Source organism: Curtobacterium sp. 22159, assembly GCF_052045775.1.
In the GTDB taxonomy this organism is placed as follows: Bacteria; Actinomycetota; Actinomycetes; order Actinomycetales; family Microbacteriaceae; genus Curtobacterium.
On the sequence record NZ_JBQEPN010000002.1, the window covers coordinates 280887 to 299673 of the forward strand.

Consider the following 18787-nt stretch of genomic DNA (forward strand, 5'->3'; position numbering starts at 1 on the left):
TCAGCGTCGATCTGCCCAGGAGGGACACCGCACGGGCGATGACGAACGCGGCCGCCGACTCGGAGCCCATCAGCGCCTCGCGCCGACAACGTGATGACGTCCGTGGGGGAGTACGCCACCGAGTTCGTCAGCGACCGAAACGCGTCGTCGACGAGCACACCCAGCTCGGCTACGCGCGGACCATCCACGGCGAGCAGGGCAACACCGGCGACACCGCCGCACCTGGATCCGTATCAGAAAACCGGATCCGCCAGCTCGCCGCACTGGCACACCCCGGTGGGGGCCCCGACAGCTGACCGCCACAAGTGCATGTCGAGGGTGACAGGGTGCCGGTCGGGGTGAAAGCCCGTGAGGTGCTCTGAGTGAACGCCTCTGCCGTTGGTCTTCCGTCCTACTGTGTCTGCATGCAGAACAAGGACGAGGTGAAGGACTTCCTGGTGTCTCGGCGAGCCCGGGTGACGCCGGAGCAGGTGGAGCTGCCGGGCGGTCCTGGTCGTCGTGTCCCGGGGCTGCGTCGTGCTGAGGTGGCGATGCTCGCGGGCGTGAGCGTGGAGTACTACGCCAAACTCGAGCGCGGGGACCTGATCGGTGCTTCGGACGCGGTCCTGGCCTCGATCGCCGACGCGTTGCTGCTCGACGATGCCGAGCGCGAGCACCTGTTCGACCTCGCGCGTGAAGCGAACGCGTCTCCGGTCCGGAAGCGCCGCACGGCGCCGCAGCGGCTGGCGCGTGCCGGCATGCAGTGGGCGTTGGACGGGTTCACCGCCGGCCCGGCGTTCGTGCGGAACGGACGCATGGACGTCATTGCCGAGAACCAGCTGTTCCGCGGTCTGTACTGGGACATGTACGAGCGTCAGGGGCGGCCGGTGAACCTGGCGCGGTTCACGTTCCTGCAGCAGGAGCAGTCTCGAGCGTTCTACCCGAACTGGGATGGTGCTGCGGACATCAACGTCGGGATCCTCCGCGCCGAGGCCGGCCGCAACCCGCACGACGCGGAGCTGCAGAGCCTGATCGGGGAACTGTCGACGGTGAGCGAGGAGTTCCGGACCCGGTGGGGAGCGCACAACGTCCGCCACCACGGGCACGGTAACAAGTACTTCCGGCACCCGGTGGTGGGGGACCTGCATCTGGTCTACGAAGCGATGGAACCCATGGCCGAGTCCGGCCTCAACTTCCTCGTCTACTCGGCCGAGCCCGGCTCCGAGACTGAGGAGTCGCTCCGGCTGCTGGCGAGCTGGACCGCGACCAAGGAACACGAGCGGGAACCGTCGAACAGTGCGACGCGGAGCGCCGCTGGTCAGTCCTGACCGAAGAGGTCCTTGGCGACGCCCATCGCGGCCATCCCGTTCGGCCAGCCTGCGTAAAGGGTGACGTGAGTGATCGCTTCGATCAGTTCCCGCTGCGTGACGCCGTTCTCGACGGCGCGGCCGAGGTGGAAGCGGAGCTGGTCGGCGTGACCGCCGGCGGTGAGGACCGCGACAGTGATGAGGCTCCGGTCCCGCGCAGGGAGCTCAGCACGGTTCCAGAGGTCGTCGAACAGGACGTCGTCGGTGAGTTCGGCGAGCTTCGGCGCGAAGTCACCGAACATCGCCCGGCCGCCGCCGACCTGTCGTTGCTGCTCAGTCATGGGATCTCCTCCTGGATTGCTTCTGCGGGTCAGACGGTGCGGGGGCGGATGCGGATCGTCGCAGCGGTCGGCCCGTCCTGCAGCATCGGCGGCAGGTGACTGCTGCCGGCGTACTTCTGCTCGTACGCGGCATCGATCCGGCTGTTCAGGCCCGGGCCGGGCTGGTCGAATGCGACGTCGTACTGCTCGCCGGCGATCCGGATCGTGCCGGCTGCTTGCTCCACGGCGGCGCGGAACCACCGTGACCGCCGGCCGTTCCACGCCCGGGCGTAGAGGTCCCCGTCGACGACGACGGACCAGATCCACGTCGGCGTGCCAGGGGTGACCCCGTCGGGACGGACCGGACTGATGTGCAGATCGTCCGCGGTGGCGAACCGTTCGAGGGTGTCGGCTGCCCAGCTGCTCATGCATGCCTCCTGCTCACGGTGCGGTTTACGTCTCCGACGGTAGAGACGCACGGGCGGTGGTGGGGTGTTCCATCGGAGCATCCCTCCGGCCTGCGGCCCGGTGGTAGAAATCCGATGAGCGCACGGTTTTCACCTGTTCATGAGGAGGAGCAGCATGGAGCACACACGTCTGGGGTCGACGGGCTTGCGAGTCAGCCGGCTCGCCCTCGGCTGCATGAGCTTCGGCGATCCCACGGCCGGCATGCACTCGTGGACGCTCGACGAGGAAGCATCCTCGGTGTTCTTCCGGCAGGCCGTGGAGCTCGGCATAACGTTCTGGGACACCGCGAACGTGTACCAGCAGGGCACGAGCGAGGAGTACGTCGGCCGCGCGATCCGGGAGTACTCCCGCCGCGAGGACATCGTGCTCGCGACGAAGGTGTCCGGGAAGATGCACGACGGCCCCGGCGGGTCCGGGCTGTCCCGGAAGGCGATCCTCGAGCAGGTCGACGCGTCGCTCCGCCGGCTCGGGACGGACTACATCGACCTGTACCAGATCCACCGTTTCGACGACGAGACCCCGGTCGAGGAGACGATGGAGACCCTCGACGGACTCGTCCATGCTGGCAAGGTCCGCTACCTCGGGGCGTCGTCGATGTGGGCGTGGCAGTTCGCGAAGCTGCAGACCGCCGCAGCCGTGCACGGATGGACGCCGTTCGTGAGCATGCAGGACCAGTACAACGCCCTCAAGCGGGAAGAGGAACGGGAGATGATCCCGATGTGTGCCGACCAGGGCGTCGGCTTGGTGCCGTACTCACCGAACGCGAAGGGCCGACTCACCAGGCCCAGAGGTGTGATGACGAGACGGTCCGCGACGGACACGGTCGCGAAGGCCTTCGACAGCGACGATGACGGACCCGTCATCGATGCGGTCCAGCGCGTCGCCGAGGGTCGCGGCGTCCCGATGGCGCAGGTCGCGCTCGCGTGGGTGCTCCGCAATCCGGTCCTCTCCGCACCCGTCGTCGGTGCGACGAAGCCGGGCCACCTCGCCGACGCTGGCGCGGCGCTCGACCTCCGCCTGACGGACGAGGAGATCGCCACGATCGAGGACCCGTACCGGCCGCAGGCGCCGTTCTGGTGGTGACCGAGCGCGATTGCGCTGACGACGCCCGCGACGAGACGACGAACAGGAAGTACAAGATGCAAATTGAAGCGCGCACCCCGACCGTAAAGAACCCGCCCGAGCAGTTCGCTGGCGACGTCTGGGTCGAGAGCATCGTCAGCCCGCACGAGGACGGTCAACACGCGACTGCTGCGCTGGTGCGGTTCGCACCGGGCGCCCGCACGGCCTGGCACTCGCACGAGAAGGGCCAGTACCTCCACGTCACCCAGGGGATCGCCCGGTTCGGCACCCGCGATGGCGAGGTGATTGAGGTACACCCCGGGCAGACGCTCTACACCCCACCCGGGCAGGAGCACTGGCACGCTTCCACCGAGGACGGGTTCATGGAGCACATCGCGTTCCTCGAGCTCGGCGACGACCCCTCAACCGCGACGACGTGGAAGGAACACGTCACCGACGAAGACCTCCGCGGTGCGACCACAGGCGCAACAACGTCATGAGCAGGCTCACGACCGAGTCGACGCACCGCCAGAGCTCGCCGATCCTCGAGCGGGTCCGGTTCTGGTGGCGCGCTTCGACCGAGATCCACGAGCTCACCCGCGACCACGACTTCGAAGAACGCGTCATCGCAGAAGCGGCGATCCGGCTCAGCCCCGGACCCTCGAACATCGCCTGGCTGTTCCGTCGCGGACGACCGGGACTGGCCGCGCAGTCGACACGGACCGGCACGAGCCGCACGACCCCGAACTGAGTATCACCGACGCGTCCGGTCCTCCACGGCTATCGAGACGGCCGCTGCGCCGATAATGCGTATTATGTCAACTCAGCGATCTCGCCGCAGGCCCTGACGCTCCCCTCCGGTCGGTGAACGCGGGAGATCGAACACCCGGTACTGTTCCCAATCGTGAGTGTTCGTCGTCGTCGTGCGTCCCGTGTCGTCTCGATCGGAGTGGTCGCCGCACTCGCTGCGTCGCTGACCGGCTGCGGCGAAGGCTCCGGCGTCGACAGCGACTACGCGAAGATCTGCCGCGACAACGCGACGCAGAAGCGCCTCCCCGACGACGACTGCAACAACCACGGCGGCCATGCTGCCTGGTACTACCTACCGATCAGCAGCAACCGCTCGACGAAGGTCCCGGCCGTGGGTGACTCCGTGTCGGGCGGCACGAGCACGCTGCCGTCCGGGAAGACGGCGAAGTCCGGCATCTCGTCCAAGGGCAGCTCGGTGTCGAAGGGCGGGTTCGGTGGGTCGGGCGAGCACGGCGGGTTCGGCGGCTGATGGAACGCGTCGAGTTCACGCCGCGTCCGGACTGGCAGCGTCGCATCCAGCAGACCGGTCTCATCTACTCACGCTCCCTGCGGGACGACGGGACCGAGGTGGAGTACTGGAACGACGGGGCCGCGTACGTCTTCACGCTCCCCGAGGTCGAGGCGCTCGAACGCCAGACCGAGGAACTCCACCGGATGTGCCTCGAGGCGGCGCGCTCCATGGCGGCGGGAGAACTCGGCACCCTCGGGCTCACCCCGGCGGGCTTCGAGCTCGCCGCGTGGTCGCTCGAGCACCAGGAACCGGACGTCTACGCGCGTTTCGACCTCGCGTACGCCGGGGACGGCTCCCCCGCCAAGCTGCTCGAGTACAACGGCGACACCCCGACGGGTCTCATCGAGGCGTCGGTGTCCCAGTGGCACTGGCTCCAGGACCGTGTGGCGACCGGTGAGCTCCCGGCCGAGACGGACCAGTGGAACGGCATCCACGAAGCCATGGTCGCGAGGTGGCGCACGCTCCTCCACGAGTCGCTGCGAGCCGAGGAGGGTGGACGGCTGTTCGTCGCGCACTCCGACCTCGACACGGCCGGCGAGGACTGGAACACCGTCGCCTACGTGCGCGACCTCGCCGCCGAGGCCGGGTGGGAGCACACCGGCATCGAGATGAAGGACATCGGCTGGCACGCGGTCGCGCGGCAGTTCGTCGGCAGCGAGGAACCGGCCGGTTCCGCCCGGAGTGTGTACACGCTGCCCGGCGACCGACCGGGAACGCAGTACCCCGTCATCCGCAACCTGTTCAAGCTCTACCCGTGGGAGGACCTCGTCTCCGGCGACGACCGTGCGCAGGGCGAGCAGGAGTTCGGCGACTACCTGGTCAGTGACCGAGGTCGGCTGGGCCGGTGGTACGAGCCGGCGTGGAAGATGTTCCTCTCCAACAAGCTGCTGCTGGTCGCGCTCTGGCGGGCGTTCCCCGGCCACGAGAACCTGCTGCCCGCGTACCCGGACGGCCCGCACGGCATGACGGACTTCGTCGTGAAGCCGGTGTTCGGACGCGAGGGCGACGGCATCGAGGTGCACCGTGCCGACGGTTCGGTGACGTCGAACGGGCGTGCGTACCGCCGCGACGGCACCGGCGGCGAGCGTGTGTGGCAGCAGTACCACGAGCTGCCCGACTTCCCCGGCGCGAACGGCCACAACCACCCGGTCCTGGGGTCCTGGGTCCTCGACGGCGAGTCGCGTGGCGTGGGGATCCGCGAGTCGGACGGCCCGATCACCGACTACTGGTGCCGGTTCGCCCCCAACCTCATCCGCGCCTGATCCGGCCCTCAGAACACCGCGACCGTCATGCCCGCGGACGTCGCGGGCCGGTCCATCGCCACCAGGGCGTCCGGCAGGTCGTCGAACCCGATCGTGCGGCCGATCGACTCGGCGGGCCGCAACCGACCCGCGACGACGTCGTCGAGCATCGCGGCGTACTCCGCCACGGCGATCCCGTGACTCCCGAGCAGCTCGAGCTCGTCCGCGATGACGCGTCCCATGGGGATGGCCGGGGTCGCCTCGTCGTCGAGGAGCAGTCCCACCTGCACGTGTCGGCCCCGGGGCCGCAGGGAGGCCACGGCGGCGACGGAGGTGGCACGGCTGCCGAAGGCGTCGACCGACACGTGCACGCCGCCTTCCGTGATGCCCCGGACGGCTTCCGGAGCGCCGTCGCCCATCGGCACCGTGACGGCTCCGAGCGTCTCGGCGCGGGCGAGCGCCGCGGGCGAGACGTCCACCGCGACGACGCGCGCTCCGGCGGCGACGGCGACGATGACGGTCGAGAGGCCGACGCCCCCGCAGCCGAACACCACGACCCACTCCCCTGGCGCCACACGACCGCGGGCGTGCAGTGCGTGGTACGCCGTGCCGAAGCGGCAGCCCAGCCCGGCGGCCTCGGCGAAGCCCACGGCGTCGGGCAGGGCGACGAGGTTCACGTCGGCGTGCGGCACGACGACGGACTCCGCGTACGAACCGGGCAGCGTGAACCCGGGCTGTTCCTGCCGCGTGCACACCTGGGTCGCACCGTCGAGGCACTGCTCGCACTCGCCGCACGCGAAGACGAACGGTGCCGTCACGCGGTCCCCCACGGCGAACCGTGCGACGGCCGACCCGACGGACGTGACGACGCCGGCGAACTCGTGCCCGGGGATGTGCGGCAGGCGGACCGAGTCGTCGTGACCCTTCCACGCGTGCCAGTCGCTCCGGCAGACGCCGGTCGCCGCGACCCGGACCACGACGCCGTCGTCCGGCGCGGCCGGGTCCGGCACGTCGACGATGGCCGGGACCGACCCGAAGGCTGAGTACTGGACTGCGCGCATGCCGTCATCCTGACAGACGCGTGGTGCCCGTCGGACCGGCACCGCGCCTCCCGGGCCACCCGCGTCGGATCGGCCGTTGCCCCGTGACCGGACCACCGCTTCACTGGGCGGATGGACGGACTGCGATTCTCCGACGACCCCGCCGACCTCGACGTCGACCGTGTCCACCGCTGGCTGAGCGAGGAGTCGTACTGGGCGCGTGGTCGTGACCGCGCCACCCAGGACGCGATCATCGCCGGGTCCCGGAACTTCAGCGTGCACGACGACGTGACCGGTCGGCAGCTCGGCTACGCGCGGGTGATCACCGACGGGGTGACCTTCGGGTGGCTCGCCGACGTCTTCGTCGACGCGGAGGTCCGTGGTCGCGGGGTGGGGACGGCGCTCGTGCGCGGCGTGACCGAGGCGATCGAGCCGCTCGGGCTGAAGCGGTTCGCGCTCTTCACCGCGGATGCGCACGGGCTGTACGAGCGGTTCGGGTTCCGGCCGCTCCCGGACGTCGCCGGTTGGATGATGCGGCCGGGGCCGGGTTTCGGCACCGACGTCCACGACTGACGCGGCGCGCCGGCTCGGCTGCCGCGGTTCCGGTCGCACGACACGCCGCCCGCGTGCGGTTCCGGTCGCACGACACGCCGTCGGCGGCGGAGATGAGCGGCACGTCGTGCGACCTCGGCGACAGAGCGCGCGGCACGTCGTGCGACCTCGGCGACGGAGCGCGCGGCACGTCGTGCGACCTCGACGACGGAGCGCGCGGCGCGGCCGGACGGGAGGCGCGGCGCCCGCTGCCACCGCGCCTCCCGTCCGCCGGACGGTCGCGTCAGTACGCGATGCGCCCGTCGCGGTCGTGGAACTCCCCCGTCGGACCGTCGGCACCGAGCAGCGCGAGGGCGACCGTGGCATCGGTCCCCTCGGTGACGGTCTGGTGGCCACCGAAGCCGTTGAACTCGGTCGCCGTGTACCCGGGGTCGCTCGCGTTCACCCGGAACCCCGGCAGGTTCTTCGCGTACTGCACGGTCAGCGCGATGAGCGCCGCCTTCGAGGCCGCGTACGGCACCGCGGGCACGGGGTACTCGTCCCGGCCCGGCGTCGTCAGCCAGCGCGGGAAGCCCACCCCGGATGCGACGTTCACGATGACGGGGTTGGCCGACTCGCGGAGGAGCGGGAGCGCGGCCTGGGTGACACGGACGACGCCGGTGACGTTGGTGTCGAGCACGGCGTCCATGGCGGCAGCATCGAGGTCGTCCACCCCGAAGGACGTGCCGAGGATCCCGGCGTTGTTCACGAGGACGTCGAGTGCCGGGAGCTCCGCGACGGCACGGTCGACGCTCTCCTGGTCCGTCACGTCGAGCTGCAGGACGGTGGCCCCGAGTGCGCGTGCCTCGTCGCCGCGGCCGGGGTCGCGCATGCCGGCGTAGACGGTGTGGCCCGCGTCGATGAGGCGTCGGGCGGTCTCGAGGCCGAGACTGCGGTTGGCTCCGGTGATGAGTGTTGTCGTCATGCCTCCACGATCCCCCGCGCCGGCGAGGTCTCCCAGGCACGCCACGACGGTGGGACCACCAGTACCAGGGAGGGCACCGGCCGCGGGGTGAGGATGGTGGCATGAGCGAGTTCGCGAGTGTGCTGCGTTCCTGGCGCGACCGGGTCCGTCCCGAGGAGGTCGGGTTGCCTGCGGGGCCGGGGCGACGGACGCCGGGGCTCCGGCGCGAGGAGCTCGCGGCGCTCGCGGGGGTGAGCGTGGACTACGTCGTCCGGCTCGAGCAGGGCCGGGCCACGAACCCCTCGCCGCAGCTGCTCGAGGCGCTGGCGACGGCCCTGCGCATCAGCGAGGAGGAGCGCGACCACCTCTGCCGGGTGGCCGGTTCGACGCCGCCGTCCCGACGCACGGTGCCCCGACACGTGACGGCCGGGGTGCAGCGGATCGTCGACCGCCTCGGGGACGTCCCGCTCGCGGTGTTCACGGCCGCGCACGACATCCTGCTGTGGAACGACCTCTGGGCGGCGCTCTCGGGTGACCCGAGCCGCTACACGGGCATCGACCGGAACCTCGTCTGGCGGCACTTCATGCACGGCCACGACGAGGTCGAGTGGGACGACGAGCACCAGGAGGAGTTCTCCAGCGACCTGGCGGCGGACCTGCGCGCGGCGCTCGGCCGGTACCCGGCGGACCGGGACCTCGTCGAGCTCGTGTCCCGCCTGCGCCGCGAGTCGCCGGAGTTCGAGCGGCGGTGGGACACCGGCCGGGTGGCCGAGCACCGCACGAGCCGGAAGCGGGTGCACTCCCCCGTCGGGCCCATCGAGGTCGACTGTGACGTCCTCGGCGTGCCCGGTGGCGACCTCCGCATCGTCGTGTACACGACGGTGCCGGGAACGGAGGACTCCGCCAAGCTCGACCTCCTGCGTGTCACGGGCCTCCAGCGGTTCGCGCCGGAGCCGACGCCGGCCGCCTGAGGCCGCGCCTCAGGCGGCCGTGAACACGAGCGAGGCGTTCTGGCCGCCGAACCCGAACGAGTTGTTCAGCGCCGTCCGGATCGGGGCGGTCCTGGCGGTACCGGCCACGACGTCGAGTTCCACCGCGGGGTCGAGGTGCTCGAGGTTGCGCGTCGGCGGGACCACACCCGTCTCGATCGCACGGACGGCGAGGATCGACTCCACCGCCCCGGCGGCGCCGAACATGTGGCCGATCGCGCTCTTCGGTGCCGTGACCAGCGCACCGGTGCCCACCGCGCGGGAGATCGCCGCCGCCTCGCCGACGTCCCCCACGGGCGTCCCCGTCGCGTGCGCGTTGACGTGGTCGATGGCCGCACCGGTGAGTCCGGCCATGCGGATCGCGGCGGTCATCGCCCGCTCCTGCTCGCTGCCGTCGTCGAGCGGCGCGGTGATGTGGAACGCGTCCGACGTGATGCCCCACCCCGCGAGGGTCCCGTGCGGCGCGTGCCCCCGTGCGGCTGCGTGCTCGGCCCGTTCGAGGACGAGGATGCCCGCGCCCTCGCCCAGGACGAACCCGCGGCGGTCGACGTCGAACGGCCGGGAGAGCGTGGCGGGGTCGTCGTCGCCGGGCTTGGCGAGCGCCTGTGACTGCGCGAACGACGCCATCGTGACCGGGGTGACCGCGGCCTCGGTGCCGCCGGCGATCACGACGTCGGCCTCTCCCGACGCGATGAGGCGGGCGGCGGTGGCGATCGCCTCGGCCCCGGAGGCGCAGGCCGACACCGTCGTGTAGGCACCGGCACGCGCCCCGAACGCGATGCTGATCTGGGCGGAGGCGCCGTTGGCCATGAGCATCGGGACGGCGCGCGGCGACACCCGTCGAGCGCCGGACGCCCCGAGCACGTCGTGGGCGTCCAGGAGGGTCTCCACTCCCCCGATGCCGGTGCCGATCACCACGGCGAGCCGGTCGCCCTCGACCTCGGGGGCCCCGGCGTCCGCCCAGGCCTCCTCGGCCGCGACGAGTGCGAGCTGCTGGCTGCGGTCGAGTCGGTTGGCGCGCACCCGGCCGAGCGCTCCGTCGGCGTCGAGCGCGGCGTCGGCCCCGACCCGGATCGGCACCTGCTCCCAGAGCGGTCCGGACCGCTCGAGCACGTGCACGCCGGAGCGTCCGGCGACGAGTGCGTCCCAGAGGGCTGGCACGCCGTGGCCGAACGGGGAAACTGCGCCGTAGCCGGTGATCGAGATGTCCATGGACGACTCCTTCTTGTACATTGAACAAGTCGAGTTGTACCACGTACAATTCCGGCATGGCAACCGAGACGGACGCCCCGGGAACCCGGCGCGGCGCAGCGACCCGCGCGAAGATCCTCGCGGCGACCGCAGGGCTGCTGACGAGCAGCGCGGAGCCACGGCGGACGGTCACCGTGAGCGAGATCGCGCGTGCGGCGGGCGTCTACCCGAACCAGATCACGCACCACTACGGCTCGAAGGACCGGCTCGTCCTCGACGCGGCGTTCGCGCTGTTCCTCCGGGACACCACGCGCCTGCAGGCCGCCGGACGGCGGGCGACGTCACCGGAGGCCTTCAGGCACGTCCTCGCCCGCACCGCGCTCGCCATGCCGTCCACGCCGCTCGTCGTCCGCGCCCTCGCGGCCGCAGGCGACGACGCCGTCCAGCGGGACCGGGTCCGGCTCCTGCTCCAGGTGCTGTTCCGCCAGTCGGAGCGCTACCTCGACCGGGTCGTCACCGAGCACGGCTGGACGAGCGGCAGCGGCGTCGGGCGCGACGCCCGGACGTTCTGGAGTGCGGTCTTCGGTGCCACGCTCCTCGCCGATGCCGGGGTGACCGGGGGCCCGTCGGACCTCGACCTCGCCGGGACGGTGTCGATCACCTGACCGACACCGTCCACGATCGGCCCGGCGACCCCGTGTGCCGGGGCCGCGGGTTCACTCGCCGAAGCCGGACCGGACCAGTGCGACCAGGGCGTCGACCGCGTCGGCGGCGTCCGGCCCGCTGGCCTCGACCGTCACGCTCGCACCCTTCGGCAGGGCGAGCGCCATGATCGCGAGCAGACTCTTCGCGTCCACGCCGTTCACGCGGACCGTCGCCTCGTACTTCGCCGCCGTCTTCACGAACTCGGCTGCCGGTCGGGCGTGCAGTCCGCTCTCGTTGACGAGCTCGACCGTCTGCGACGCGACCGCGTCGTCGTCCGCACCGGTCCCTGCCGCCGGTCCCGCGCCTCCTGGGCCGTCGACGGCCGGACGGGAGGCGCTGCCCGCGTCGGTCCCGCTGCCCGCGTCCGTCCCGGTGTCCGCCGCGGATGCCGCTGCCGCCAGGACCGCCGCCACGTCGCCGCCGGTCTGCGCGGCGACCGCCGCCGCGACCGCGCCCTCGACGAGCGGCGCCGGCGACACGTGCACCCGAGCGCGCGCGTCGTCGTCGAGGAAGTCGAGTGCCGTGTCGGTCGTCAGGTAGGCGGACCCGAGGTCACAGAGGACCACCACCGCCTCGGCGTCGGACAGCTCCTCGATGCCCGCCGTGATGGCGTCGAACGACGTCCCGATCCCGCCGTCGTCCGTCCCGCCGGCGGCGACCAGGGGGACGTCCGCGGCCATCTGACGGGCGAGTTCGACGGTGCCGGTCGCGATCGCTGCGCTGTGCGAGACGACCAGGATGCCGACGGTCACGCGGCGTCCACCGCAGCCCGGAGGATGTACACCGTGGACTGCGCGCCTGGGTCGCGGTGCCCGACGGCGCGCTCCCCGAGGTAGCTGGCCCGGCCCTTGTGCGCGACGAGCGGGTCGGTCGACTCCGCGCCGCGGGCAGCGGCGTCCGCGGCGGCGGCGAGCACGTGCGCCGGGTCCGCGCCGTCCGTGGCCGCTGCCGTCGCGGCGTCCACCGCAGGCGACCACGCGTCCACCATCGTCTTGTCGCCGACGGCCGCCTTGCCGCGCGAGACGATCCCGTCGCGAGCCGCGGTCAGGACCGCCACGATGGTGTCGGCGTCGAGCTCGGTCGCGTCGCCGGCGGCCTGGGCCGCCTTGAGGTACGCGGTCCCGAACAGCGGCCCGGCAGCGCCGCCCACCGTCGAGATGAGCTTCGTCGCGACGACCTTGAGCACGGCGCCGGGAGTGTCGAACGAGCCGGCGTCGACGGCCTCGAGCACGGCACGGAACCCGCGGTCGAGGTTCTCGCCGTGGTCTCCGTCGCCGATCTCACGGTCCAGCGTCACGAGCTCGGCCCGGTGCTCGTCGATCGTGGCGGCAGTGCGTCGGACCCAGTCGATGGCCCATGCGGTGTCGAGCGCCAATTCGTGTTCCTTCCTGGAGGGTGGGCGGTGGCTCAGCGACCCCAGCGCAGTGCCGGGGTCTCCACCGGTGCGTCCCAGAGGGCGGTGAGTTCGTCGTCGAGCACCGTGACGGTGAGCGAGAACCCCTGCATCTCGAGGGATGTCACGTAGTCGCCGACCAGGCTACGCGCGACCTCGAACCCGCGGTCGGCGAGCACCTCGGCGGCGCGGCGGTAGACGATGTAGAGCTCCGACAGCGGCGTGCCGCCCATGCCGTTGACGAGGAGCAGGAGCTTCGAGCCCTCAGGGGCGTCCAGGTCGGTCAGGATCGGTTCGAGCACCCGGTCGACGAGCTGGTCCGCCGGTGCCATCGGGATGCGCTCGCGCCCCGGCTCGCCGTGGATGCCGATGCCGAGCTCGACCTCGTCGTCGGCGAGGGTGAAGGACGGTTCGCCCGCGTGCGGCACGGTCCCGGAGGTCAGCGCGAGGCCCATCGAGCGCGTCACGTCGTTGACGTGCCGAGCGACCGCGGCGACGGCGTCGAGGTCGTCCCCGCGTTCGGCCGCAGCGCCGGCGCACTTCTCCACGACCACGGTGCCGGCGACGCCGCGACGTCCCGCCGTGTAGAGCGAGTCCTGTACGGCGACGTCGTCGTCCACCACGACGGACTCGACGCGGATGTCGTCCATGCCGGCGAGTTCGGCGGCGGTCTCGAAGTTCAGGACGTCGCCGGTGTAGTTCTTCACGATGTGGAGCACGCCCGCTCCCCCGTCGACCGCCTTCGTGGCAGCCACGATCGGGTCCGGCGTCGGGCTCGTGAACACGGGTCCCGGCACGGCGGCGTCGAGCATGCCCGGCCCGACGAACCCGGCGTGCAGCGGCTCGTGTCCGCTCCCGCCGCCGCTCACGATGCCGACCTTCCCGGACACGGGGGCGTCGGCCCGGTGCAGGTGGATCGGGTCCTCCACGAGGACGACGTGCCCGGCGTGCGCGAGCGCGAACCCGCGCACGGTCTCGGCGACCACGGCCTGCGGATCGTTGATGAGCTTCTTCATGCTGACCTCCACGGGAAGGGCGATCGCGAGGCAGCACACCGCCGTCGTCGACCGGAGTGTCATCAATGTACATCCCACGGTCGCTCAGCCGTTCCGTCACCGTGCACGTTCGTGCAGGGCGTTCGCGCCGCACACCGACCTGCGGGTCCCCGGACGCACACCTCTCCTGCACGTTCGTGCACTTTCGCGCAGTTCCCTCACGATCCCGTCGCACCAGCGGAAGCCGCGTCACTATGCTCGGCCTCAATCACTCAACGGGGAGTGCCGGCGCAGTCCACCGGACCCCCAACCCTCACGCACTGGAGGTCACCGATGGACGGCATCGGCGTCAATTTCCTCTCCGAGCTCGTCGGCACGGCGATGCTCATCATCCTGGGTGGCGGCGTCGTCGCCGCCGTGTCGCTGACGAAGTCCAAGGGCTTCGGAGCCGGGTTCCTCATGGTCACGATCGGCTGGGGCTTCGCGGTCTTCGCCGGCGTCACCGTGTCGTACAAGTCCGGCGGCCAGCTCAACCCGGCGGTGAGCCTCGCGCAGGCGATCCTCGGCAACATCACCATCGGCCAGATGTTCCTCTACTGGCTCGCCCAGCTGATCGGCGCGATCATCGGCGCCGTCATCGTCTGGCTCGCGTACAAGCAGCACTTCGACGAGGAGCCGGACGCGGCCGCCAAGCTCGGCGTGTTCTCCACCGGCCCGGCGATCCGTTCGTACGGCTGGAACCTCGTGACCGAGATCATCGGCACCTTCGTGCTCGTCTTCGTCGTCATCGCCTTCACCAACGGCAAGACCCCCGCGGAGCTCGGCGCCATCCCGGTCGCCTTCCTCGTCATCGCGATCGGCGTGAGCCTCGGTGGCCCGACCGGCTACGCCATCAACCCGGCCCGTGACCTCGGCCCCCGCATCGCGCACGCCTTCCTCCCGATCGCGGGCAAGGGCTCGAGCGACTGGGCCTACGCCTGGGTGCCGGTCGTCGGCCCCCTCGTCGGCGGCGCGCTCGCAGCCGTGCTGTCCAAGGCCCTCCTCCCCCTCGTCTGACCCCCCACCGAACGAAACCCGTAAGGAGCACCAATGGCCGACTACATCGTCGCCATCGACCAGGGCACGACCTCCACCCGAGCGATCGTCTTCGACCACTCCGGCTCGATCGTCTCCGTCGGACAGAAGGAGCACGAGCAGATCTTCCCGCGTGCCGGGTGGGTCGAGCACGACCCGGCCGAGATCTGGGACAACACGCGTGAGGTCATCGGCCAGGCGCTGTCCCGGGCCGACATCACCCGCCACGACGTCGCGGCGGTCGGCATCACGAACCAGCGCGAGACCGCGGTGGTCTGGGACAAGAACACCGGCAAGCCGGTCTACAACGCCATCGTCTGGCAGGACACCCGCACGCAGTCGATCGTCGACAAGCTCGCGGACGGCGACACCGACCGCTACAAGTCGGTCGTCGGCCTCCCGCTCGCGACCTACTTCGCCGGCACGAAGATCGTGTGGATCCTCGAGAACGTCGAGGGTGCGCGCGAGAAGGCCGAGGCGGGCGACCTCCTCTTCGGCACGACCGACACCTGGGTCCTCTGGAACCTCACCGGCGGCGTCGACGGCGGCGTCCACAAGACCGACGTCACGAACGCGTCCCGCACGCTGTTCATGGACCTCGAGACGCTCGAGTGGCGTGACGACATCCTCGCCGACTTCGGTGTGCCGAAGTCGATGCTCCCCGAGATCGTCAGCTCCTCCGAGGTCTACGGCACGGTCGAGTCGTCGAGCCTCCTCCGCGAGGTGCCGATCGCCGGCATCCTGGGCGACCAGCAGGCCGCGACGTTCGGCCAGGCGGCCTTCGACCAGGGCGAGTCGAAGAACACGTACGGCACCGGCAACTTCCTCATCTTCAACACGGGCACGGAGATCGTCCGCTCGGAGAACGGGCTGCTCACCACCGTCGGCTACAAGCTCGGCGACCAGGAGACCCACTACGCGCTCGAGGGTTCGATCGCCGTCACGGGCTCGCTCATCCAGTGGCTCCGCGACAACCTCGGCCTGATCGGGAGCGCGCCGGAGGTCGAGGCACTCGCCAAGACCGTCGAGGACAACGGCGGCGTGTACTTCGTCCCGGCGTTCTCGGGTCTGTTCGCCCCGTACTGGCGTCCGGACGCCCGCGGTGCGATCGTCGGCCTCACCCGCTACGTCAACAAGGGCCACATCGCCCGCGCCGCCCTCGAGGCGACCGCGCTGCAGACCCGCGAGGTCCTCGACGCCGTCAACGCGGACTCCGGGGTCGACCTCACGGAGCTCAAGGTGGACGGCGGCATGACCGCGAACAACGAGCTCATGCAGTTCCAGGCCGACATCCTCAACGTGCCGGTGGTCCGCCCGGTGGTCGCCGAGACCACCGCGCTCGGTGCCGCCTACGCGGCGGGCCTGGCGGTCGGGTTCTGGGAGAACCTCGACGAGCTCCGTGCCAACTGGCAGGAGGACAAGCGCTGGGAGCCGCAGCTCGACGACGCCGAGCGCGACCGCACCCTCCGCCTCTGGAAGAAGGCCGTCACGAAGACCTTCGACTGGGTCGACGAGGACGTCAAGTAGTCACCACCCGCTGACGCGACCGCCTGGAGGCGCCGGTGGCGTCCGGGTCCGATCCCGGTTCGTCGTGGCGGTCAGGCGTGGGCGGACACGCCCACCCAGTCGGCGAGCTTGCGGGCGGCGGCGCCGGAGTCCACGGCGTCCGCGGCGACGACGAGCTGTTCGCGGAACCGCTGCAGGATCGGGCGATCCGCCTCCGACGGGTCCTGGGCGAGCCGGAACGACACGAGCCCCGCGGCCGCGTTCAGCAGGACGATGTCCCGGACGGGCCCGGTCTCCCCCGCGAGGAACCGGTGCACCACGCCCGCGTTGTGCTGCGGGTCCCCGCCCACGAGGTCGTCGATCCGTGCGCGGGCGATCCCGAGGTCGCGCGGGTCGAGGTCGTGCTCGATCACGCGGCCGCCGGTGACCTCCCAGATGTGGCTGTGCCCGGTCGTGGTGAGCTCGTCGAGGCCGTCGTCGCCACGGAACACCAGGGCGGTCGCGCCGCGCGTCTGGAACACGCCCGTGATGATCGGCACGAGCTCGAGCTGGGCGACGCCGACCGCGTTCGCCTCGCACCGGGCCGGGTTCACGAGCGGGCCGAGGAAGTTGAAGACCGTGGGCACGCCGATCTGCCGGCGGACGGCAGCGGCGTGCGCGAACCCGGGGTGGAACGAACTCGCGAAGGCGAACGTCAGGCCGACGCGCCGGAAGGTGTCCGCGACACGCGCGGCGTCCATCGTCAGGTCGAGACCGAGGGCGGCGAGCACGTCGCTCGATCCGGACTTCGACGAGCTCGCCTTGTTGCCGTGCTTCACCACCGGCACCCCGGCCGACGCGATCACGATGGCCGCCATGGTCGAGACGTTCACCGTCCCGACGACGTCCCCGCCGGTGCCCACGATGTCGAGCGCCATCGGGTCGACGTCCAGCGGGACGGCGGCATCGAGGATCGCGTCGCGGAACCCGACGACCTCGTCGACTGTCTCGCCCTTCGCGCGCAGCGCGACCACGAATGCTGCGATCTGGGCGTCGGTGGCGTGCCCTTCCACGATCTCCTGCATGGCCCATGTGGACTGGCTGATCGTGAGGTCGTCGCGCGCCATGAGCGCGCTGATCACCGAGGGCCAGGACAGGAGGTCGGACATGCCTCGATCGTAGTGAATTCGGAAGACCCGCCAGTCTCCTGCGAAAACACTGCGTGCGACTTCCGCCATAATGGAGGACGTGACTAGCACCCCTCTCTCCAGATCCGCCAGCGGTCCGGTCCTGAACAGGCCGAACGCCGTTGCCGTGGGGACGATCGTGTGGCTGGGCAGCGAGGTCATGTTCTTCGCCGGCCTGTTCGCGATCTACTTCACGCTGCGCAGCACCTCGCCCGAGCTCTGGGCGACCGAGACCTCCAAGCTCGAGGTGCCGTTCGCCTCGGTGAACACGATCATCCTGGTGCTGTCCAGCTTCGCCTGCCAGTTCGCGGTCTTCGCCGCCGAGCGGTTCCAGGTGCACCGCACGAGCTGGAACCCGAAGGACTGGGGCATGACGGAGTGGTTCTTCGTCACGTACTGCATGGGCGCGATCTTCGTCTGCGGCCAGGTCTTCGAGTACGCGAACCTCTGGCACGAGGGCGTCACGCTCTCCTCCAGCGCCTACGGCTCGGCGTTCTACATGACCACCGGCTTCCACGGTCTCCACGTGACGGGCGGCCTGATCGCCTTCCTCCTGACCCTCGGCCGCGGTTTCGCCGCCAAGAACTTCGGTCACAAGGAAGCGACCACCGCGATCGTCGTGTCGTACTACTGGCACTTCGTCGACGTCGTCTGGATCGGCCTCTTCGCCGTCATCTACCTTCTCAAGTAGGAACTGGATAGCCCCCACCGCATGTTCAACAGAACCAAGTCCAAGAAGGGCCGCCGTTCCCCGATGGCGACCGTGTCGCTCATCGTCGTCGGTCTCATGACCACCGGCGGTGCGTACGCGCTGTTCAGCTCCTCGGCCAACGCCGACGACAGCACGAGCACCGTGGCCGCGTCGAGCCAGTCGAAGGTGAACGAGGGCCAGAAGCTCTTCGCCTCGAACTGCGCCACCTGCCACGGCCTCTCCGCGCAGGGCACCAGCGAGGGTCCGTCCCTCATCGGCGTCGGCGCAGCGTCGGTCGACTTCCAGGTCGGTACCGGCCGCATGCCGATGGCCGCGCAGGGCCCGCAGGCGGAAGAGAAGCCCGCCCAGTTCACGGACGAGCAGGTCGACGCACTCGCCCAGTACGTGGCGTCGCTCGGCCCGGGCCCGTCGGTCCCGTCCAGCAGCCTCACCAACGGCAAGGACGGCGACGCGGCAGAGGGCGCGGAGCTCTTCCGCATCAACTGCGCGATGTGCCACAACGTGGCGGGCGCCGGCGGTGCCCTGACCGAGGGCAAGTACGCCCCGAACCTGCAGACGGTCTCCGGCAAGCACATCTACGAGGCCATGGTCACTGGCCCGCAGAACATGCCGGTGTTCAACGACCTCAACCTCACGCCGCAGCAGAAGGCCGACATCATCACGTACCTCAAGTACGTGCAGGACAACAAGTCGCCGGGCGGGTTCGCCCTCGGCTCCCTCGGCCCGGTGGCAGAGGGTCTGTTCATCTGGATCTTCGGGCTCGGCGCGGTCGTCGCGATGACCGTCTGGCTCACCGCGAAGTCCAACTGATCGTCCGTGTCGA

At 70.7% G+C, this 18787-nt stretch carries 22 protein-coding genes; 13 read left to right on the forward strand and 9 right to left on the reverse strand.

Annotated elements, in window-relative coordinates; genetic code table 11:
- The first annotated feature begins 404 nt into the window (after positions 1-404).
- Positions 405-1307 carry a helix-turn-helix transcriptional regulator gene (locus ACTJKO_RS03445; protein ID WP_440685678.1) on the forward strand — a complete coding sequence of 301 codons (903 nt, stop codon included), beginning with the start codon at positions 405-407 and terminating at the stop codon, positions 1305-1307.
- Here the strand turns inward: ACTJKO_RS03445 and ACTJKO_RS03450 are convergent.
- Both ACTJKO_RS03450 and ACTJKO_RS03455 read right to left on the reverse strand, forming a co-directional pair.
- The gene (locus ACTJKO_RS03450; RefSeq protein ID WP_440685680.1) at positions 1298-1627 is read right to left on the reverse strand and encodes a carboxymuconolactone decarboxylase family protein; all 330 of its coding nucleotides are present in this window, start codon (positions 1625-1627) and stop codon (positions 1298-1300) included. The genes ACTJKO_RS03445 and ACTJKO_RS03450 overlap by 10 nt on opposite strands.
- A 29-nt stretch (positions 1628-1656) precedes the next feature.
- A complete protein-coding gene (locus ACTJKO_RS03455) occupies positions 1657-2034 on the reverse strand; it encodes a DUF2255 family protein (protein WP_440685682.1) in 378 nt (125 codons plus the stop codon).
- A 154-nt stretch (positions 2035-2188) separates the two neighbouring features.
- On the opposite strand from ACTJKO_RS03455, the gene ACTJKO_RS03460 reads away from it, so the two are divergent.
- The 5 genes from ACTJKO_RS03460 to ACTJKO_RS03480 all read left to right on the forward strand — a co-directional run bounded on the left by ACTJKO_RS03460 (position 2189) and on the right by ACTJKO_RS03480 (position 5719).
- Positions 2189-3157, forward strand: a complete 969-nt coding sequence (locus ACTJKO_RS03460) for an aldo/keto reductase (RefSeq protein ID WP_440685684.1) — start codon at positions 2189-2191, stop codon at positions 3155-3157.
- A gap of 56 nt (positions 3158-3213) precedes the next feature.
- Positions 3214-3636 (forward strand): cupin domain-containing protein, encoded by a 423-nt coding sequence (locus ACTJKO_RS03465; protein ID WP_440685686.1) that lies wholly within the window; start codon positions 3214-3216, stop codon positions 3634-3636.
- Positions 3633-3887: a hypothetical protein gene (locus ACTJKO_RS03470; RefSeq protein ID WP_440685688.1), complete on the forward strand. Its 255-nt coding sequence runs from the start codon at positions 3633-3635 to the stop codon at positions 3885-3887. The genes ACTJKO_RS03465 and ACTJKO_RS03470 overlap by 4 nt, the downstream gene beginning before the upstream one ends.
- A 153-nt stretch (positions 3888-4040) precedes the next feature.
- Complete coding sequence (locus ACTJKO_RS03475; protein WP_440685690.1) at positions 4041-4415, forward strand: tRNA-dihydrouridine synthase; 375 nt, start codon at positions 4041-4043, stop codon at positions 4413-4415.
- The gene (locus tag ACTJKO_RS03480) at positions 4415-5719 is read left to right on the forward strand and encodes a glutathionylspermidine synthase family protein (RefSeq protein WP_440685692.1); all 1305 of its coding nucleotides are present in this window, start codon (positions 4415-4417) and stop codon (positions 5717-5719) included. The genes ACTJKO_RS03475 and ACTJKO_RS03480 overlap by 1 nt, the downstream gene beginning before the upstream one ends.
- Positions 5720-5727: 8 nt before the next feature.
- Here the strand turns inward: ACTJKO_RS03480 and ACTJKO_RS03485 are convergent, their stop codons facing one another.
- Positions 5728-6759 (reverse strand): alcohol dehydrogenase catalytic domain-containing protein, encoded by a 1032-nt coding sequence (locus tag ACTJKO_RS03485; RefSeq protein WP_440685694.1) that lies wholly within the window; start codon positions 6757-6759, stop codon positions 5728-5730.
- Between the two features lie 111 nt (positions 6760-6870).
- Here ACTJKO_RS03485 and ACTJKO_RS03490 point away from each other — a divergent pair, with 111 nt between their 5' ends.
- Positions 6871-7311 (forward strand): GNAT family N-acetyltransferase, encoded by a 441-nt coding sequence (locus ACTJKO_RS03490; protein ID WP_440685696.1) that lies wholly within the window; start codon positions 6871-6873, stop codon positions 7309-7311.
- A 262-nt stretch (positions 7312-7573) separates the two neighbouring features.
- On the opposite strand, the gene ACTJKO_RS03495 is transcribed toward ACTJKO_RS03490, so the two are convergent.
- Positions 7574-8254: an SDR family NAD(P)-dependent oxidoreductase gene (locus ACTJKO_RS03495; RefSeq protein ID WP_440685698.1), complete on the reverse strand. Its 681-nt coding sequence runs from the start codon at positions 8252-8254 to the stop codon at positions 7574-7576.
- 101 nt (positions 8255-8355) lie between these two features.
- Here ACTJKO_RS03495 and ACTJKO_RS03500 point away from each other — a divergent pair, with 101 nt between their 5' ends.
- The gene (locus ACTJKO_RS03500) at positions 8356-9204 is read left to right on the forward strand and encodes a helix-turn-helix domain-containing protein (RefSeq protein ID WP_440685700.1); all 849 of its coding nucleotides are present in this window, start codon (positions 8356-8358) and stop codon (positions 9202-9204) included.
- Positions 9205-9213: 9 nt separating this feature from the next.
- Here ACTJKO_RS03500 and ACTJKO_RS03505 read toward each other — a convergent pair whose 3' ends face one another.
- Positions 9214-10434: a beta-ketoacyl-[acyl-carrier-protein] synthase family protein gene (locus tag ACTJKO_RS03505; protein ID WP_440685702.1), complete on the reverse strand. Its 1221-nt coding sequence runs from the start codon at positions 10432-10434 to the stop codon at positions 9214-9216.
- A gap of 56 nt (positions 10435-10490) precedes the next feature.
- Here ACTJKO_RS03505 and ACTJKO_RS03510 point away from each other — a divergent pair, with 56 nt between their 5' ends.
- A complete protein-coding gene (locus ACTJKO_RS03510) occupies positions 10491-11078 on the forward strand; it encodes a TetR/AcrR family transcriptional regulator C-terminal domain-containing protein (protein WP_440685704.1) in 588 nt (195 codons plus the stop codon).
- 51 nt (positions 11079-11129) lie between these two features.
- Here ACTJKO_RS03510 and dhaM read toward each other — a convergent pair whose 3' ends face one another.
- From dhaM to dhaK, 3 genes are read right to left on the reverse strand one after another with little or no spacing between them, the layout of a single operon-like run.
- A complete protein-coding gene (dhaM, locus tag ACTJKO_RS03515; protein ID WP_440685707.1) occupies positions 11130-11870 on the reverse strand; it encodes a dihydroxyacetone kinase phosphoryl donor subunit DhaM in 741 nt (246 codons plus the stop codon).
- Positions 11867-12493, reverse strand: a complete 627-nt coding sequence (gene dhaL / locus ACTJKO_RS03520; protein ID WP_440685709.1) for a dihydroxyacetone kinase subunit DhaL — start codon at positions 12491-12493, stop codon at positions 11867-11869. Before dhaL ends, dhaM begins: the two co-directional genes overlap by 4 nt.
- Before the next feature lie 32 nt (positions 12494-12525).
- A complete protein-coding gene (dhaK, locus tag ACTJKO_RS03525; protein ID WP_440685711.1) occupies positions 12526-13527 on the reverse strand; it encodes a dihydroxyacetone kinase subunit DhaK in 1002 nt (333 codons plus the stop codon).
- A 312-nt stretch (positions 13528-13839) separates the two neighbouring features.
- Between dhaK and ACTJKO_RS03530 the strand changes: the two genes are divergently transcribed.
- Entirely contained in the window at positions 13840-14562 is a 723-nt protein-coding gene (locus ACTJKO_RS03530) for an MIP/aquaporin family protein (RefSeq protein WP_440685713.1), read from the forward strand.
- A gap of 33 nt (positions 14563-14595) precedes the next feature.
- Positions 14596-16107, forward strand: a complete 1512-nt coding sequence (glpK, locus tag ACTJKO_RS03535) for a glycerol kinase GlpK (protein ID WP_440685715.1) — start codon at positions 14596-14598, stop codon at positions 16105-16107.
- A gap of 71 nt (positions 16108-16178) precedes the next feature.
- Here the strand turns inward: glpK and trpD are convergent, their stop codons facing one another.
- A complete protein-coding gene (trpD, locus tag ACTJKO_RS03540) occupies positions 16179-17234 on the reverse strand; it encodes an anthranilate phosphoribosyltransferase (RefSeq protein ID WP_440685717.1) in 1056 nt (351 codons plus the stop codon).
- 70 nt (positions 17235-17304) lie between these two features.
- On the opposite strand from trpD, the gene ctaE reads away from it, so the two are divergent.
- Together ctaE and qcrC are read left to right on the forward strand one after the other, a co-directional pair.
- Entirely contained in the window at positions 17305-17943 is a 639-nt protein-coding gene (gene ctaE, locus ACTJKO_RS03545) for an aa3-type cytochrome oxidase subunit III (RefSeq protein WP_440685719.1), read from the forward strand.
- Between the two features lie 21 nt (positions 17944-17964).
- Complete coding sequence (gene qcrC / locus ACTJKO_RS03550; protein ID WP_440685721.1) at positions 17965-18774, forward strand: cytochrome bc1 complex diheme cytochrome c subunit; 810 nt, start codon at positions 17965-17967, stop codon at positions 18772-18774.
- Positions 18775-18787 lie beyond the last annotated feature (13 nt).